The sequence below is a fragment of the Nonomuraea sp. NPDC050478 genome (assembly GCF_044458265.1).
In the GTDB taxonomy this organism is placed as follows: Bacteria; Actinomycetota; Actinomycetes; order Streptosporangiales; family Streptosporangiaceae; genus Nonomuraea; species Nonomuraea ferruginea.
The window spans coordinates 956144-972655 of sequence record NZ_JBITHT010000004.1; the positions used below are offsets into that span (position 1 = coordinate 956144).

Annotated in this window: 11 protein-coding genes; 2 read left to right on the forward strand and 9 right to left on the reverse strand. The window is 66.6% G+C overall.

What is annotated here, in order from left to right:
• Positions 1 to 14 precede the first annotated feature (14 nt).
• Positions 15 to 965, forward strand: coding sequence for an N-acetylglucosamine kinase (locus ACIBF7_RS24370; RefSeq protein ID WP_271275996.1), 951 nt, complete (start codon positions 15 to 17; stop codon positions 963 to 965).
• 12 nt (positions 966 to 977) lie between these two features.
• On the opposite strand, the gene ACIBF7_RS24375 is transcribed toward ACIBF7_RS24370, so the two are convergent.
• The 6 genes from ACIBF7_RS24375 to ACIBF7_RS24400 are packed head-to-tail and all read right to left on the reverse strand — an operon-like array spanning position 978 to position 6971.
• Entirely contained in the window at positions 978 to 1796 is an 819-nt protein-coding gene (locus tag ACIBF7_RS24375) for a carbohydrate ABC transporter permease (protein ID WP_271275997.1), read from the reverse strand.
• Complete coding sequence (locus ACIBF7_RS24380) at positions 1793 to 2671, reverse strand: carbohydrate ABC transporter permease (RefSeq protein ID WP_271275998.1); 879 nt, start codon at positions 2669 to 2671, stop codon at positions 1793 to 1795. The genes ACIBF7_RS24375 and ACIBF7_RS24380 overlap by 4 nt, the downstream gene beginning before the upstream one ends.
• On the reverse strand, positions 2672 to 3931 hold the full coding sequence (locus ACIBF7_RS24385; RefSeq protein WP_364228145.1) for an extracellular solute-binding protein: 1260 nt from the start codon (positions 3929 to 3931) through the stop codon (positions 2672 to 2674).
• A 9-nt stretch (positions 3932 to 3940) separates the two neighbouring features.
• Positions 3941 to 5299: a cellulose binding domain-containing protein gene (locus ACIBF7_RS24390; protein ID WP_397198215.1), complete on the reverse strand. Its 1359-nt coding sequence runs from the start codon at positions 5297 to 5299 to the stop codon at positions 3941 to 3943.
• A 59-nt stretch (positions 5300 to 5358) separates the two neighbouring features.
• Positions 5359 to 6105 carry a sugar isomerase domain-containing protein gene (locus tag ACIBF7_RS24395; RefSeq protein WP_397198216.1) on the reverse strand — a complete coding sequence of 249 codons (747 nt, stop codon included), beginning with the start codon at positions 6103 to 6105 and terminating at the stop codon, positions 5359 to 5361.
• Positions 6102 to 6971 (reverse strand): MurR/RpiR family transcriptional regulator, encoded by an 870-nt coding sequence (locus ACIBF7_RS24400; RefSeq protein WP_397198217.1) that lies wholly within the window; start codon positions 6969 to 6971, stop codon positions 6102 to 6104. Before ACIBF7_RS24400 ends, ACIBF7_RS24395 begins: the two co-directional genes overlap by 4 nt.
• Before the next feature lie 263 nt (positions 6972 to 7234).
• On the opposite strand from ACIBF7_RS24400, the gene ACIBF7_RS24405 reads away from it, so the two are divergent.
• Positions 7235 to 8392, forward strand: a complete 1158-nt coding sequence (locus ACIBF7_RS24405) for a methyltransferase domain-containing protein (protein ID WP_397198218.1) — start codon at positions 7235 to 7237, stop codon at positions 8390 to 8392.
• Between the two features lie 57 nt (positions 8393 to 8449).
• On the opposite strand, the gene ACIBF7_RS24410 is transcribed toward ACIBF7_RS24405, so the two are convergent.
• The 3 genes from ACIBF7_RS24410 to ACIBF7_RS24420 all read right to left on the reverse strand — a co-directional run bounded on the left by ACIBF7_RS24410 (position 8450) and on the right by ACIBF7_RS24420 (position 16407).
• Entirely contained in the window at positions 8450 to 9289 is an 840-nt protein-coding gene (locus tag ACIBF7_RS24410; RefSeq protein WP_397198219.1) for a hypothetical protein, read from the reverse strand.
• A gap of 780 nt (positions 9290 to 10069) precedes the next feature.
• Positions 10070 to 10300 (reverse strand): hypothetical protein, encoded by a 231-nt coding sequence (locus ACIBF7_RS24415; protein ID WP_378524881.1) that lies wholly within the window; start codon positions 10298 to 10300, stop codon positions 10070 to 10072.
• A gap of 425 nt (positions 10301 to 10725) precedes the next feature.
• The gene (locus tag ACIBF7_RS24420; protein WP_397198220.1) at positions 10726 to 16407 is read right to left on the reverse strand and encodes a LamG-like jellyroll fold domain-containing protein; all 5682 of its coding nucleotides are present in this window, start codon (positions 16405 to 16407) and stop codon (positions 10726 to 10728) included.
• Positions 16408 to 16512: the final 105 nt, after the last annotated feature.

Here is a 16512-nt window from a genome sequence, read left to right on the forward strand (position 1 = left end):
CCCACAATCTGATCGTGACTATTTCGCTCGTGGTCGGGATCGACGCCGGTGCCACCGCCACCCGGGTGGCGGTCCACACCCTCGACGGCGCCCGGGTCGGGTACGCGCGAGCGGGCGCGGGCAACCCGACCGCGCACGGGCTGAACAAGGCGGTGGCCGCCATCACCGGCGCGCTGCGCGAGGCCCTCTCCGGCCACGACGGCTCCCGGGTGGTGGCCTCGCTCGCCGGGGTCGCCGGGCACGTCGAGCAGATGGCGCCCGACCTGGCCAAGGCCTGGGCCGACCTGGGCATCCCGTCCGCGCCCCGGCTGACGGGCGACGTCGAGATCGCCTACACCGCGGGCACCCCCGCCCCCGACGGCTCGCTCCTGCTCTCGGGCACCGGAGCGGTGGCGTCGGCCATCAGGTCCTACCGGCTGCACCGGATCGCCGACGGGCTCGGCTGGCTGCTGGGCGACAAGGGCTCCGGCTTCTGGATCGGTCGCGCCGCCGCCCAGCACACCGCCGCCGCCTTCGACGTTCCCTCCACCCCCGCCTCTGGCGGGCTGGCCGATCTGGTGGTGACCCACTTCCTCGGCGACTGGCGAGGCGCCACGGCGCGCGAGACCGACGACCGGTTCGTCCGCCTGATCCAGGGCGACCACATGCGCCTGGCCGAGCTCGCCCCGCTCGTGAGCCGCGCCGCCGCCGACGGGGACCCGGCCGCGCTGGCGATCACCCGGCGGGCCGCCGAACACCTGGCCTCCACCGTACGGAGAATCCACGTCTCGGGCCCCGTGGTGCTCGCCGGGAGCGTCCTCACCAACGACGGCCCCGTACGCGAGCACGTCCTCGACCTGCTGGCCGGCGAGCAGGTCCGCACGGCGGGCGACGCGGCGGGCGCGGCGGCCTGGCTGGCGGCCCGCGACCACCTGCCGGAGGACCGCGCGAAGGAGGCCCACGCCGCGTTCACCTCCCCCGCCTGAGCCCGCGGCGCGTCAGCCTTTGACGGCGCCCGCGGTCATGCCCGTGCCGACGCGGCGTTGCAGGAAGAGGAAGAGCAGCAGGACCGGCAGGGCGAAGAGGCCCGCCGCCGCCATCGTCGCTCCCCAGTCCGTGCCGAAGACGTCGCGGAAGGACGACAGCCAGACCGGCAGCGTGCGTTTGTCCTGGTCCTTGATGATGAGCACGTTCACGAACGCGAACTCGTTCCACGCCGTGATGAACCCGAACAGCGACGTCGCCATCAGCCCCGGCGCCAGCAGCGGGAACGTCACCCGCCGGAACGCCACCAGCCGCGAGCACCCGTCCACCTGCGCCGCCTCCTCCAGCTCCGGCGGGATCGCGGCGAGGAAGCCGCGGAGCGTGACGATGGTGAAGGGCAGGGTGATCATGAAGTACACCCCGGTCAGCATGGCCAGCGAGTCCAGCAGGTCGGTGTCCCTGGCGATGATGAACACCGGCACCAGCAGCGCCTCCCACGGCGCCATCTGGGCGGCGAACACCATGACCACGAACGCGCCGCGGCCCCGCCACCGCATCCGCGTCGCCGCGAACGCCGCCGCCATCGCCACCACCAGCGCCAGCAGCACGGCCGCCACCGTCACCAGCAGGCTGTTGCGCCAGAAGGTCCAGAACCCCGGCGCGTTCACGGCCGTGACGAAGTGGTCGAGCGTCGGCGAGGAGGGCCAGAAGGTGGGGGTGGCCGCCTGGATGTCCCGGGTCGGCTTGAACGCCGTCAGATACATCCAGTAGACCGGGAAGATCGTCACCACCAGCACGGCCAGCGCGACGGCGTTCAGGGCGAGCCTTCTCATGATCCGACCATCCGTCGCAGGTTGCTGATCAGGGCCACGACCAGGATCAGCACGGTGAGCATGGCGACCGCCGAGCCGAGGTCGTACCGGTGCAGCACCCTGGCGATCTTGAACGCGTACACCGGCAGGGTGGTCGTGGCGTCGCCCGGCCCGCCCTGGCTGAGCACCCAGATCTGCGGGAAGCACTTGGCCACCCAGATCACCTCCAGCGAGACGATCAGGGCGAAGAGGGTGCGCAGCATCGGCAGCGTGACCTGCCAGAAGATCTGCCACCCGGTGCCGCCGTCGATCCGCGCCGACTCGTACAGCTCGGCGGGAATGGTGGTCAGCCCGGCGTAGAGGGTGAGCGCCGCGAACGGCACCGACTGCCAGACCACCAGCACGACGAGCACCGCGAAGGTGGCGTCGCCGTCGGCGAACCAGGTGTAGCCGCGGAAGGAGTCGAGGCCGAGCGTGACCAGCAGCCAGTTGACCACGCCCAGCTCCGACTGGAACAGCCACTGGAAGACGGTGGTGGCCGCGATGATCGGGGTGGCCCAGGCCAGCGCCAGCGCGCTCATCAGGGCCAGCCGCATGCCGCGCCGCAGCCGTACGAGCAGCAGCGCGACGGCGGTGGACAGGACCACGATGAGCACCACGTTCACCGCGGTCCACCAGACGGTGCGCAGCAGCACCGCCCAGAACTCGTCCCCGGACAGCAGCTCCGCGTAGTTGCCGAAGCCGATGAAGGCGGCCCCGCCCTTGATCAGCTCGCCCATGCGGAAGTGCTGGAGGGAGATCACCGCCGCCTTGGCGACCGGGTAGAGCAGGAGGAAGGCCCCACCGGCCACCGTGGGCGCGATGAGCAGGTAGGGCCAGAAGGGACGGCCGCGCACTCAGGACCCGCTGTTGAGGGTGGCCGTGATGGACTCCGACGTCTTCCTCGCCTCCGTCGCGGGGTCGCCGCCGGTGAGCACCGCGGTCATGTACTGCTTGATGACCGAGGTGGCCTCGACGGCGGCCCAGTTGGGGGTGTTGGGGGTGGCCCGGCCGTTGGCGGCGCCGGTGGCCATGGCGGCGGTGCCCTCGTCGCCGGAGAGCACGCCGGCGAGCGAGGTGCGGTTCGGCACGAAGCTCATGGCCTTGGCCAGGTCGGTCTGGAACTCCTCCCCGGCCAGCGCCTTGACGACCTCGTACGCCTCCTCCTGGTGCTGGGAGGCGACCGGGACGATCAGGTCGGAGCCGCCGGTGAACACCGAGCCGGGCTTGTCGGGCGTCTTCCCCGGGATCGGGAAATATCCGATCTTGTCCTTGAGCTCTGGCTCGACCTCCAGGACGCGGGCGGCGATGCCGGGCACCGCGATGATCTGCGCGACCTTGCCCTGGGCGAACACCTCGTGCTGCGGCGGGTTGGCCTCGTCGGCGTCCTTGGGGCCCTTGCCGAGAGCCTGGAGGCGCTGGTAGAACTCCATGCCGGCGAGGGCCTGCGGGGTGTCGAGCGCGCCCTTCCACCGGCCGCCCTCCTGGACGGCGAGGTCGCCGCCCTCGTCCCAGATGAAGCCGGCCAGCGCGTACCAGGTCTGCCCGGTCAGGTAGATGCCCTGGTTACCCCCTTGATTCAGCTTTTTCGTGATTTCCAGCCATTCATCACGGGTTTTCGGTGGCTGGACGTCGGCCTTCGCGAACAGGTCCTTGTGGTAGACCACCACCCGGTTCGCCGCGTACCAGGGGATCCCGTACTGCTTGCCGTCGATGTTCCCCGGCTGGGCCAGGCCGGGCAGCCAGTCCTCGCCCCTGAGGTCGGCGACCTTGGCGGTGAGGTCGGTGACGCCGCCGCTGGCCGCGTACTGGGCGACCTGGGTGTTGCCGACCTCGATCACGTCCGGCGCGTCGGTGCTGGCCAGCGCGGCCGTCACCCGCTCGCCGATGCCGTCCCAGGCCTGGATCTGGATGTCCAGGTCCACCTCAGGATGGGCGGCCTCGTAGCCGGTCTCGAACGTCTTGAGCAGGTCCTGCGTGACGCTGCCGTCCATGATCCAGACGGTCAGCCCGGCGGGGCCGCTGCTCTCGGGCGCCGCGCCGGTCCCGGCGTCCGAGCCGCACGCCGCCGCGGCCAGGGCCAGGGCCGCCACCGCGGCGGTGAGTCGGTGCTTCATCGCGCTCTCTCAGGAGTTGGGGACGGTGTCGCGGAACGAGGTGCCCTCGGCGCGCAGGTCGCCGACCCGGCTCAGCACGCCGGCGGGCGAGACGACCTCGTTCCTGGCGTGGTAGACCCAGTCGACCTGCTGGCGGTAGGTGCGGGTGCCGGTGGCGGCCTGGAGGTCGATGAACCACTGGTTGAACATGATCCACATGGGTGTCTCGGGGTAGTGGATCCCGCCGTGGTCGGCGAACAGGCGGCCGTCCACGTAGTACTTGATCCGCCCGCCCGACACCTGGATCACCAGGTCGTGCCAGCCGGCGAAGCTCGCGCGCTCCTCGGTGTGGGTGTTCACCGCCTGCCACGGCTCACCCTGGTAGGTCTCCCAGCTCGTGGCGTAGAGGATGTTCGAGGGCTCGCCCCAGCCGCCGTTCGGCAGATACTCGAAGTCCAGCTCGCCGTAGTCGGGGTCGAGGTTGAAGCGGAGCGGGGTGATGGTGAAGAACGTCTGCACGACGTGCTCGCCGTCCGGGCCGCTGGTCGGGGCGTCGCTGAAGCGCACCCTGGCCGCGTACGTGCCCTCGAAGAACTTCCGGCCGGCCGTCGACAGCTCGGTGTGCACGGTCCCGCCGGCGGTGCCGTCGGTGCGCGAGTCGAGCGTCAGCAGCCCGCCGGGGAACGTGATCGCCGACGGCGACCAGGTGGCCCCGGGCACGCCCGGCCCGCCGGAGCTGGAGCGCACGGTCCAGCCGCGCTGGGCCAGGCGCGGGTCGGACGAGTTCGTGTACGAGAAGTCGTCGAACAGCACGCCGCCGGGGCCGGGCGGCGGGTCCGTCGGCGTGGGCGTCGGGCCGGGGTCGCTGCCCGAGGGGGTGCCCCAGGCCAGCGTGCCGCCGACGTAGACGGTGACCTTGTCCCAGTCGCTGTAGGAGGTCTGGGGGCCGTAGGAGTAGTCGTCGCTCTGGGTGAACGTCTGCCAGTCGGCGCGGTAGAAGCGGAGCTGCAGGTCGCGGGTGCTCGCGCCGGGGGCCAGGGTGCCCGAGGTGAAGCCCACCTCCAGGTACTGGGCCGGGCCCTCCTGGTCGACGAAGTGTCCCGTCACGGTCGAGCATCCGACCACGGCCCAGGAGCAGGCGAAGCGGTAGGTCTCGGTGCCGGTGAGGTAGTAGCGGATCTTGACCTGGTTCAGCGGGATCGTGGTGGTGCCGTCGTTGATCAGCTGGAGCCAGGGCTCGGCCTGGGCGGTGGTCGCGCCGGGGGCGCTGGTGCGGTACTGGAGGCGTACCGACTGGGCGGCGCCCGCCGGGGAGGCCACGAGGGTGGTGATGAGGAGGGCGAGGGGGAGGGTTAAGGACAGCAGGATTTTTCCGACATTTCGTGACATGGGTGGGGTTCTCCTTGGTGTGCGGTCCCCCGATGTCGAACGGTCCCCCGAGATCGTGGTCAGGTGCCGCGGCGCAGGCGGCCCTCGTACAGCGCTTCGAGCTTGAGGTTGTGCTCGTCGCCCCCGGGCACGTTGGCGGACAGGTAGACGGGCGGCGCCTGCCCCGCCTCCAGCAGGTCGCGTACGGTCCGCGCCACGACGAGCTGGGCGATGAGCGCGGAGGTGATGGTGGAGACCGCGCCGGTGGCGCCACCGCCGGGCAGCGGCAGCACCGCGTCCCCGTACGGCGCCCGGTTGTCGAGCACGACGTCGGCGAGGTCGGTGAGCTTGCGGCCCGAGGGGTGACGGGAGGCGACCGCGCCGCTGTGGGCCTGCGAGGTGATGGCGACCAGGTCGTGGCCGCGCTCCTTGACCAGCGTCGCCAGCTCGACCACGACGCCGTTGACGCCGGAGTTGGAGATGACGACGAAGAGGTCCTCTCGTTCGACCGGGGCCAGGTCGAGGATGGTGCGGGCGACGGCCGGGTCGCGTTCGAGGTCGTAGCGGTCGAGCGTCTCCCGGGGGGCGTTCCCGTACAGGACGATGTCCCTGAGCGCGAGGCGGTTGGTGGGGACGAGGCCGCCGGCCCGGCCGGCGATCTCCATGGCGACGGCCTCGGAGTGGCCTGAGCCGAAGGCGTGGATGACGCCGCCGCTGGTCAACGCCTTGACGAAGAGATCGGCGGCTTTCTGGATGGCGGGGTCGTCGGGGATCTGTTCGACGAGGTCGGCGATATGGTCGGCGAATTTTTCCGGATTTATCGTCATGAATCACCTTCCGAGAGGCGGTGCCCCGCCACGGCCCTGACCGTCACGTCGAAGGCCTGCTTGGTCCGCTCGTACGTACGCTGCGCGACCGACACGTAGACCACGTCCAGCACGAGCAGCTGTGAGTGGATCGCGGCGAACCCGTCGGACCGGAACGTCGTCTCCCTGCTGGCGGTGGTCAGCACCAGCTCGGCCACCTCGGCCAGCGGCGAGCGCGGGTTCGACGTCACGGCCACGGTGATCGCGCCGTGGCTGCCGGCCTCGGCCAGCACCTCGATCGCCTCGCGCGTCCGGCCGCTGTGGGAGATGCCGATCGCCACGTCGCCCTGCCCGAGCAGCGCCGCGTCGGTGAGCGCGCTGTGCGCGTCGGACCTGCTCCAGGTGGGGATGCGGATGCGCTGCAGCCGGTACTCCATCTCGCTGGCCACGGCCGCGCTGCTCGACACGCCGAACAGCAGCACCCGCCCGGCCCGCGCGATGGCCTGCGCCACCTTCTCCACCACGGCCAGGTCGAGCTGGTCGCCCGTCTCCTGGATGAGCCGGATGTCGTTGCCCGACACCACGCCCAGCACCTTCTCCAGGGTGTCGCCGGGCAGGATCTCCTGGCCGATGTCGGTCTGCCAGGTCTGCTGGTTGACCCGTCCCGTCTCGGTGGCCACGGCGACCCGCAGCTCCGCGTACCCGCCGAAGCCGAGGGCCCGGCAGAACCGGGTGATGGTGGCGGTCGAGGTGCCGCTGCGCTCGGCGAGATCGACGATGGTCAGGCGGGCGGCCGCGGCGGGGTTCTCCAGGATGGCGTCGGCCACCTTGCGCAGCGCGTCGGGCATCTCATGCCGCTCGGTCCTGATCCGGCCAAGGAGCTCCATGCGGTGATAATTATGCCCACCGATGCCCCCAGTCAAGCGGTGCAAATAATAATTCTTGACCAATGCACGTTTCTGCACCCTGTCGTAACCTTGCGATCACCTGGAGTCACCAAGACCACGGGAGGAGATCACGCCATGGGCGGGAAGCACGCAGGCAAGCCAAAGAAGGACGACTCAAACAACTCGGAGAAGCCCAACCCGGATTCCCACAAAGCCGCCACCGGCAGACACGCCAGGCGCGACGAGCAGGACGGGAAGAAAAAGTGATCAGTGCAGTCGACCCGGCCGAGGCGCTGCTCCAAGAGATCGGCCCGCTTGACAAGCGGATCGCTGACGCGATGCGGGCGGTGCCGCGGCATCTGTTCATCCCGTCCGTTGCTCTGACGTGCCCGCCTGACGAGCCCGTACGGATCATCGACCGTGAAGCCGATCCCGAAGACTGGTGGGACGCGGTCTATTCCGACAACTCCATCGTCACGCAGCTGGACGACGGCGCGACAGACATCAGAACCGGCTCCGGCGACTACACGTCGTCGTGCTCCGCTCCCGGCATCGTCGCCATGTTCCTGGAACTGCTCGACCCCGAACCGGGAACCCGGGTGCTGGAGATCGGGACGGGCACCGGCTGGACCGCCGCCCTCCTCTGCCACATGGTCGGCGAGACCAATGTGACCTCCATCGAGGTGGACCCCGTCGTCGCCGAACAGGCCGCCAAGAACCTGAGCGCGGCCGCGTTCCAGCCCCACCTGATCGTCGGCGACGGCGCTGAAGGCTGCGCCGCACGGGGACCGTTCGACCGCGTCCACGTCACCTGCGGCATCCGTACGGTCCCGTACACCTGGATCACGCAGGCCCGGCCGGGAGCCGTGCTGGTCGCTCCATACTCGCCGCGTTTCCAGACCGACTTCCAGCTCCGCCTCGTCGTCACCCCATCCGGCGTGGCACACGGCCGCTTCCCCGACTTCGCCTCGTACATGATGATGCGCTCCCAGCGATCCGTGCCCGCCCGGCAACTCCACGAGACCGAGAACAAGCACCATCTCACCACCCGCGTCGACCCCCGCACGATCGTCTGCGCCCCCGCCGGCGCCGACCTCGCCATCGGCGCCATGACCGGGCTCACCGCCCACGACAGCGACAATCCTGACGAGGATGGCGAGTGCCACCGCATCTGGGTCAGCGACCCGCGCGACCCCGAGTCCTGGGCGGTGGCGATCTGGCGTCCGGACTCGGAGGAGTACCAGGTGTTCCAGGTCGGCGACCGGCCCGTCTGGGAGGAGGTCACCGACGCCTACTTCCGGTGGGTGAGCTGGGGTGAGCCCGGCTACGACCGGTTCGGCATGACGGTCGGGCCGGACGGGCAGCGGATCTGGCTGGACCGGCCGGAGCACCCGCTCACCGCCTGTTTGTCCCGCAACTGACATGACGCCCGGTCCGGCTCCGGACCGGGCGAGATGGCATACGTCCAGGGACCCCGGTCACCACACAGTCGGCTCGCACACCATGCTGGCGGAGGACTCGCAGTTGAGCCGGGCGTCGATGATGTGGACGGCGCGGACCCGCTTGTCGTCGAGGAGCAGGCGCAGCTCGCTCGGAGCGGTGTTGTCGTCGACGTACCCGACGATGCGGCCACGTGCGGCGGCCTCCTGCAGGTTCGGCAGTTGAAGCCCCACAGCGGACAGGACGCTCTGGTCGGCCGAGCGGAGCAGGGCGACCCACGCGCGGAACTCCTCGAAAAGGGCCAGGTCCTCACAGTTGCGCGCCACCCGCCGCTGCTCGCATGCCGGGGTCCTGTCCCAGTACAGAGGGACGTCGCCAGTCGGCCCGGAAGAGATGAGAATGTTGTCCCCACGGAGTCCGTAAGCGCTCTCGTACTGTTCGGAGGTCATCGGGGTGCGCAGTTCGACGACGGCCGTCACGGCGACACCGTTGCCCAACTGGTCGAGCAGGCCGGCGCTGTCGTCCGGCTGCTTCTCCGCGCCGAGGCGGCGCAGTACCCGGCACATGCGGGTATCGGGGAACACCGGCTTGTGGATATCGGACGTCCCGGCGGGAGAGATCAGGGTGCTGCCACGGACGTTGCGGTAGATGTCGAATGATTGGACGGAATAAGGCTCCTCCCCGGGGCGGGCCCACTGCGGCTCCGCCGCCACCCGGACGGAATGCTCGTCGGCAGGTCGCCCCGGCCATGACACCGTGGCGAAGCGGAACTCGGGATTCGCGACGGAGATCCCGTTCCTGGCGACGACATAGAAGTGCTCGCGCCCATCGCCCACCTGGACGTCGCGCCCGTCGGACTCGCAGCCGGTCAGGAACAAGAGCGTCAGCGCGACGGGCCGCGCTTCTCCGCAGAATGCCGGCACCGGTCATGACGTCTCCCTCTATGGGAGTGCGCGGCGGTGGCCACCGCACACTCAGGCTACACAGGTTGAATTTATGGAGACGGCCATGTGGTCACGGTGGTCTCCTCGATGATGAGTCCGGCCTGAGCGAGGCAGCCATCAATCAGATGGGGCCGGTTTTGGATCTTCTTGAGCTTTCGCTTGATGATCCGGACGAGTGTGGTCAGGCCGGTGACACGAAGTCGGCCATGGCGCAGTGCATCAGCGACCACCCGCCTTCCGCAGTCTTCAGCTCGGAGGCGTAGGCCCGGAGCCGGTAGACGCGCAACCAGTCAGCGTTGGCCTCGGCGCAGCCGACCAGCCGGCGAACGGGTGCGCATTCAGGTTGTCCCAGCACCGCACCAGCGGCGTGCGGAACTGCTGGTGGACCCACCGTGATCAGGTCGCGGCAGTTGCTCCAGGCTGAGCTCTTGGGCTAGTCCTTGCGCCCGTGATAGATGAGCGGCTTGTACATCAGGTGCGGGTGGTGCCCAGGCCAGTAGCAGTCCACGCCGCCGATGTTGATCCGGCCGCTGCCCCTGCCGCATCATGACCGTCCGCCGGGGCGCCGCGCTGTGCCCAGGTGCGTCCTTTCGGCGGCCTTAGTCTCTGGCCCGCTTCGTCCTCGACGCAGATGTGGGCGCCCAGGTCCGCCGCTGGCTTTACAGCCGGCCACACCTTCCTGCCGCCAGGCGGCGATGGCCTCCTCATTTGTAGTCAGCGACGATCACGCATGGCGGCTTCGATCCGTAGACCGATCCCGATAGCCGCTGCGCAGATGAAAAGAAGCAAGACTTGGAACGGCGGCTCCCAATCAGCGAAGACGAGTGCGGCTATGGCCAAACCACCGTTCGTGAGCAGTAAGGCTGTGCCGACCATACGAAGCATCCCAACAGCCTCTCGGGCCTTCTCTCCGGAAGCATTTTGATCTTCAGTTGGAATTTTCACAGCTAGATCATCTCACAGTATCAACAGGAGGCGAAAGAGTGCCTCCATCCCCAGATGAGCGAGGCAAGACACTCGACCGAAGGACAGCATCAGCCCTGCTGAGACCGTCGGCTTACCGATGTATCAGTAGCGCCTGGAGCATAAAGGCCACACCTCCCACCTGACCCAACCGCAGCAGTCGCCTGTCCAGACCGCCCGAGCACGTCACTGTCCCTCGGCAAGACGACATGAACGCGACCCAGACCGCAAGCCAATATGAAGCGGCCGGCACCACTTTTCACTTTAACTCATAGAGGAAAGCTTTGCATGAGAAAAACCAGCACTTGAGGCCACTTTAATGGTGACCCCAAGTGCAAGCTTCGGGTCACAAAGACCCCTTCACTTCACCCTCGCAACTACGAGCCCGATTCGCATCAATCGGAAACTCACAGCCCCTTGGTGCTACTCCTTGTACAGGCATAAGGAATATGCCTCGGCGGTTTAAGTGGCGCCTCCTGCCCTCTACCTATCTTACAACGCAACGTGTGTCGAATCTTCTCATAATACTCCTCATATATAGGCTCTTTGGTTTTCGGGTCTTCCCTCACTTTATACTTGAAGTTCAGATACGCCTCCGACTGCAGCGTGTGCCTGTAGCGGGTGATATCACATCTATCAAGCCAGCCGGCCTGACATTCAACTTCTATATCAGTGAAGCGATCATCGATTTTCGCCTCGGCGGGTCGCTTATCATGCTTTGCGCTGAATTTGGAGCATTTCTCGCCGACGGCTTGGTCGAGCTTAAGTCCTACACTAACGCCTGCTTGAAGAGGCTGAATGGACATACTCGCACCGATATTTGCTTCATTCGTGGTCTCGCGGTTAACGAAACATGCGGAACCGAGTTTAGAGATTCTCGCATGCTTGTAGAGAGCTCGCCCGAACGGACTATCCTTGCCGTCCGTCTTACTCGTAGGACGTATCGGATAGATTCGCACATAGTCCTGATAGGCGGTGATGTTCCATCTCTGGTTGTAGGGAAGGCCGCCCCCTGCTACCGGTTTCTCGTCCCAGTACGACCTCATCACGGTGTGAAGCTCCCACCCCTTAACGAGTCTGTCCGTCTTCTCGCAGTACTCCATGAATACATAGGAGATGCATGCAGTTGACTTCGGTACAGCCGCACCACCAGCAGCGCAAGGATCTTCCGGCGAGCAACTGTCGCTCGCGTCGGACGCGTCCTCATATGCGGGGTTTGGTGCCTGAATTTCTGACATGTTTCCGCAGCGGTCGAAGACATGAATTGAAATAGTGGATGGGTCGGGTTCGACTTGGCCCGGAGTATCTGCGTTAGCCGCAGCCAAAGCGGCAGCGTCCTCGGTTGAGGTAGCTTGAGGTGTCCACGCCCGTTCCACCTCAGCGAGAACGCGCACTGCACCTGTCGCGTCGTCGATATGGACGGACACGTTCTTCAGCGTGACATTTGAATTCGTTCTGACATGATGGGTTTGCGCCAGACTCTTACGTTCATTGATGAGTTGCTCATTCAAGAGCGAGAGCTTGGCTGTACTCGGGGCATCGAAGGTTACCCCCGGCGCGTCCCAAATCGTTTCTGCCCGATTCTCTAGGACAACGTCCTGCGCCTGATAATACCGTTTGACCCGTTCAACGTAGTCCTGTGCACCCGATTCCGCCGTTGCGGAATCTTTCTGAATTGACGAAAAATCTTCGAGGGTACACCTTACCGCTGGTGGGCGGGGAACCGCCTCGGGAGTGACCGAAATAGTCTCCCAGTCGCTCGCTCCGAATACTGACTTTGCGCGCACTCTGACTGTATATGCTTCCCCGTTGGACAAGCCATCGACAGAGACAAAGGGATCCTTTGCTTGGATATTCTTCACGAGTTGGCCGCTACTATCGCTGACCTCGATATCATAGCCATCCGATAGCGCGAGACTCCCATTGTTCTCGGGAAGTCCCCAGCTCGCGATGACGCTTGCATCACCTGCCTGGACGGTCAGGTTGAGCACCTTCCCAGGCGGCCTCGCCGGGATATACGTGAGGGCCAGCTCCGGCTGGCTACTAGCCGCCTCATCTGCAAACGTGATGAACTCATCCTTGTTAGAGGTGAGCATAAGCCATTGATACTCGCTACCAGCGATATCAGATTGCGGGTCACTCACGGGCAGCATGTACGGCACAACGCTAGTGTCAACGTCGGCCACTAACTCAGATCCCTTGCTCTCGCTAGTCACCGGAGTCTTCAGGGGCGTCGCAGTGATTACGCCATCCGACGGGCAAGTACCAGATGGGCAAGTTGGTGCACCAAGGCGAAGGACGCCATCCGACACGCCTGCACCATTGGGGAGCTCATCTAACTTAAACCCAATTAATGCTGCGGTCTTCTCTACTCCTGTGCCACCAATCCGCATGATGGTCGAGTCCGCCACCATGCAAGGTGACCCACCACATGCAGCAGGATCGGTTTTAGCGCTCTTGATGACGAAGTTGTCCTTACTCAACGTCAGGCTGCGGACGTCCTCAACTGGAGGTGGTGGCGGGGTACCAGGCGTGGTGAAGGTGACCAGAGCGGTCTTGGACGTACAGACCTCGCTGCCTGATCCAGACTCGTTGACTGTTGGCGCGCCGGCCGTCGCCTTTTGTGTACTGCCCGCGCTAGCTGTTCCGGCAAGCGGGGTGTTCATATCGGCCGTGATTTCGGCGGCCGTCTGGGCGCGGTTGTAGACGCGGACTTCGTCGATGACGCCGTCGAAGAACTCGCCGTAGATGGTGTTCCCGCCGATGTGGAAGTCGCCGCCGTCGTCCTGAATGGCTCCGGAGACGGGCTCGTCACCGATTTGATTGCCGTTGAGGTAGAGGCGTGCCCTGGTGCCGTTGTAGGTGACGGCGAGGTGGCTCCAGGTGTTCACCTGGAGCGGGCTGGTGCCGGCCACCTCCTTGGACTGGCCCTGGGTTGTCAACCAGCCGAGAGGAGTGAAGCCGTCGGAGGCGTACAGGGCGTAGGAGAGGTCGTCGAGTGTCTCGTAATCCTTGCCCATGACGGCGTACCAGTCGTCAACGCTGGACGGCTTGACCCAGGCCGAGAGCGTCATGTTGGAGCCGAGTCGGAGCGAGGCGTTGTGGTCGACGGTGACGAGGCCGAAGAGACCATCGAAGGACAGACCCTTGCCGTACTTGCCGGTGACCCACGAGGTGTCAGTGGCAGTGCCGTGGTTGGTGCCCGTCACGTCGTTGACGGTGGTGCCGCTGCCTTCGTTCATTCCGTAGGCGGCGACCAGACCTGACGGTGTGGGCGTCGGAGTCGGTGTCGGCGTGGGATCGGGAGTGGGCGTCGGGTCGGGAGTAGGCGTGGGATCGGGAGTAGGTGTCGGGTCGGGGTCAGGATCGGGCGGCGGTTCCTCGCTTTGCGGGGCGGTTACGCAGGCGGTCATCTGCCACTTGTAGGTGCTGCCGGGCTGCACTGTGTTGGCTGGGATCTGGAAGGAGGCGCGTTCGCCGCCGCTTACGGTACGGCTGCCCAATGGCGCGGAGCCGACGGGAGCGCCGGTGCTGTCGTACAGGTAGTACTTGGCCGTGACCGGGCCTCCCCCTGGCCTGTTGACCATGCCCGACAGGATCGGCTGGGTCGGGTCGGCCATGCCGGTCTCGGTGTCCGACGGGAGCACGGGAGCGTCACTGGTGATGCGGTACGCAGGGCTCTCGTTGCACGACGGCGGGTTGATGCCGGCCCGGCAGGCCTTGACCACGAACTTGAAGCTGGCCGGGTTGTCCAGCGTGAAGACCTTGTCCAGCGCCTGCCCGGACGGGATGTTGTTGTGCGAGGTGGTGCCGGGCACGCCGACCAGTGCGCGGAGCTCGTTCGCGCTGAGCGCCCGCTGGTAGACGTGGATGTCGTCCAGCGACCCCTTGAGGCTTCCGCCGAGAAGACGTGAGCGGCCGATCTCGAAGGCGCCTCGGGCGTTCCAGCCGACGGTGTGGTCCCGCTCGCCGGCCAGCACACCGTCCACGTACAGGCGGATCTTGCCTGCGTCCTTGTCATACTGGGCGGCCACGTGCGTCCACTCGCCGATCTTGGCAAGGTGCTCCGACTGGATGACGGTCTCGTGGATGCTGTCCGGGATGTCCTGGTTGATCATGGACAGCACCCAGCGCTGATCGTACTCCGGAGCCGTGGACGTCTGGTAGGAAAGCGTGAACCCGGGCAAATGAGTGCCCATCTGGGACAGCACGTTCTGCTCTTGCGTGCTGTTGTCCAGGCGCACCCAGGCGCTCGCCGTGAAGCTCTGGTTGGTGTTGATGACCGGGCCGCTGGTCGCGGCGTGGCCTCCGGTGAACGTCACCGCCTGTCCGAGCTGCCCCGGCGTGCGGGTGTGCGCGCCGGTCAGGGCGGCGTTGCGGTTGTTGCCGGAGGAGTCGGTCAAGGCCGTGCCGGAAGCCTCGTCGAGTTTCCAGTACGCGGCCTCACCCGCGGGCAGTTCGGCGGCCGGCGGGGCCATGGTGGAGTCGTTGACCGTCACCGTGTAGTTCAGCGGCGTCGCCTCGGGCACGCTGGACTTGTAGGTCACCTTGACGTTGGTGCTGCGGGCGATCGCGTCGTTGCCGTCCATCGAGTCGATCGACTCGGCGGTCACGGTGGGGATCGCCGGCGGCAGCACCCAGTCCACGCTCAGCTTCGGCAGCACGCCCTGATTGAAGAACTGCGGCCAGAACAGGAAGTCCTCGCTGTAGTTGGGCGGGGTCGAGGTCTCCTGGGTCAGTTTGAGCAGCAGGCCGTGATTGGGTGTGCCGGTGGCCCACAGCCGCGTCATCGCGGTGAGGTTCCAGCTCCAGATCGCGCCGCTGGTGCCGGGCAGCGCGCAGGGGTCGATCGAGGCGCGGCCTTCTTCGGTGCTGGTGGGCTGGTTGCTCCAGTAGGTGTCGTCGGCCACCCAGGACTCGGTGATCCGCTGGGCCGCGATGCCTTGGAACTCGCTGCAGTTGTACACGTCCTCGCGCAGCTGCAACTGCATGGTGGCGTTGGTCACCTGCTTCCCGGCGATCGGGGCGGTGTCGAAGGCCATCAGGGTGCGAGTGGCCTGCTCGGTGGTGGAATACTGCATCCTGCCCACCGAGCCCGGCGACCGCTGCCCGTTCGGGGACACGATGCCGGTCTCTTGGGTGATCCCCAGTGTGGTGGTGGGATCGACGGTGACCGGATACTGCGTCGCGGGGTCGGCCAGCCAGGCCGCGTCCGGCTTCAGCACCAGCGTGGTGGTGCCGTCCTTGGACTCCACGCTGGTCTCGATCTTCTTCTGCCGGCCCGGCTTGGCCGCGGTGGGCTCATCGGCGGCGGCGTCCCACATCAGCGGTGCCGGGGCGGAGGCGACCTTCTTGCCGTTGTCGCCTTTCAGCTTGAGCCCGCCGGCCTTGGTCACCGAGAGCTCGAGTCCCTTGGCCTGCACCGGGATGCGGAACTCCACCGCGTCGGCGGGGCGCTCACGGAGCACGATGTCGTGCCGGAATCCGGTCGGGAGCGCCGTCACGACCAGGTCCCCCGACGGGCCGGCGACGCCTGGGTAGGTTGCCACGTTGCCCTTGATGGTCGGCTTGGGCAGTGACGTGGGCCAGGAGAGACCGAACGAGCGGTCCCTGCTGAGGATCATGGTCGCGAACGGGCCGGACCCGCCCGTGGACAGGCGCACTCTGGCCTTGGCCAGCTTGGGCCTGAGCACGCCGTTCTGCTCGACCAGGGACGGGTCGATCCAGGCCCACGAGCCGTCGCCCTGCCTGAGCTGGGTGGGGCCGGAGTAGGACTCGGTGGTCAGGTGACCGTCCGGGTACGCCCACGTCCGGGAGGTCTCGGTGAAGGCATCCTCGACGGCGACGGGCTTGTTGTCCTTGCGCGCCTGCTCCACCGCGGCGCGGAGGGCCGCGTCCGGGTCCTCGGGGCGCGGGAACGTGGTGACCGCGGGGCCTGTTGCCTTCGCGCTCTGTGGCTCGGGGTCGGCCACGGCCTGTCTGATCGGGCCTGCGACCAGCAACGATGCTGCCACCGTGAGCACCGTTGCGGCCGCGAGCCTTCGTTTGGGTTTGCTGATGATGCGGGGTCTGTTGCCTAACTCGTTCACAAACAACCTCAATCGGGAGTGAGTTTGGCTTGTCGACCTTGATCATCAGACGGAACAACACCATGATCAATATGACATGGATCACAAATAATATTGATATAAAAC

Excerpts from the sequence above, each read along its gene's own strand:
- ACIBF7_RS24375 (WP_271275997.1), bottom strand. The coding sequence starts at position 1,796 with ATGAGAAGGCTCGCCCTGAACGCCGTCGCGCTGGCCGTGCTGGTGGTG.
- ACIBF7_RS24385 (WP_364228145.1), bottom strand. The coding sequence starts at position 3,931 with ATGAAGCACCGACTCACCGCCGCGGTGGCGGCCCTGGCCCTGGCCGCG.
- ACIBF7_RS24390 (WP_397198215.1), bottom strand. The coding sequence starts at position 5,299 with ATGTCACGAAATGTCGGAAAAATCCTGCTGTCCTTAACCCTCCCCCTC.
- ACIBF7_RS24395 (WP_397198216.1), bottom strand. The coding sequence starts at position 6,105 with ATGACGATAAATCCGGAAAAATTCGCCGACCATATCGCCGACCTCGTC.
- ACIBF7_RS24400 (WP_397198217.1), bottom strand. The coding sequence starts at position 6,971 with ATGGAGCTCCTTGGCCGGATCAGGACCGAGCGGCATGAGATGCCCGAC.